The organism is Salmonella sp. SAL04214, assembly GCF_046550615.1.
Lineage (GTDB): Bacteria > Pseudomonadota > Gammaproteobacteria > Enterobacterales > Enterobacteriaceae > Salmonella > Salmonella enterica.
This window is the reverse complement of sequence record NZ_JBGDXT010000026.1, coordinates 1-947: the sequence shown is the minus strand read 5'-3', so window position 1 is coordinate 947 and position 947 is coordinate 1. Positions and strand designations below refer to the sequence as shown.

Sequence of the window (947 nt, the reverse complement as noted above, 5' to 3'; positions counted from 1 at the left end):
AGTTTTACTGCATGTTGCTCTGCCCATTCAGCCAGTGCAAGTGAGATAAATTCCGGACCATTATCCATGCGTAGCATGACCGGATAGCCACGATTTGCCGCGATCCTGTCGAGTACACGGACCACTCGCAGAGCTGGCAGATTCAGATCGATTTCAATCGACAACGCCTCACGGTTAAAGTCATCAACGACATTGAACGTGCGAAAACGACGCCCACAGACCAGGGCATCATGCATAAAATCGACAGACCAGCTCTGGTTCAGCGCTTCCGGCGTGGCCAGTGGCGAGGGGTTACGCACCGGCAGCCGTTGTTTGCCCTTACGGCGAAAATTCAGCTTCAGCAGACAATAAATACGGTAGATCCTTTTGTGATTCCACATGTATCCCTGCCGCCGCAGAACCTGAAAAAGCTTCGGAAAACCGTATCGTGGATACCGTTCAGCTGCCGCCTGCAATGCGGTAATAACGGGTTCGTCACGTGTGTTATCCGGACGGTAATGATAAACCGTTCTGCTCAGGTTCAGGCTCCGGCAGGCCTGACGGATACTGAGTCCGAATGCCGTTATCAGATGAGTGACCAGCTCACGCTTAAAGGCTGGTTTTAAAGCTTTTTTTCGATAACGTCTTTCAGCGCCCGGTTCTCAAGGCTCAGGTCGGCAAACATCTGTTTGAGGCGTCGGTTCTCGTCCTCAAGATCTTTTATCTTTTTAATATCAGAAGCTTCCATGCCGCCGTATCTGGACTTCCAGTTATAGTAGGTGGCCTCAGAGATACCGGCCTCCCGGCAGACATCTTTAACGGTTCGTCCAGCTTCAACCGACTTAATCACAGTGATGATCTGATGCTCAGTAAAACGGGCTTTACGCATAGCGATCTCCTTCGTTGGCAGATTGATTATGCCGGATGATCTCTAAATGTGAATGGCACGATTATGCGGGATACTTACA

Annotated in this window: 1 pseudogene; it reads right to left on the bottom strand. The window is 50.3% G+C overall.

The features are described from left to right. A pseudogene (locus ACLJQD_RS22875) lies at positions 1–868 on the bottom strand (IS3 family transposase); the annotation flags it as partial. Between the last annotated feature and the right edge of the window lie 79 nt (positions 869–947).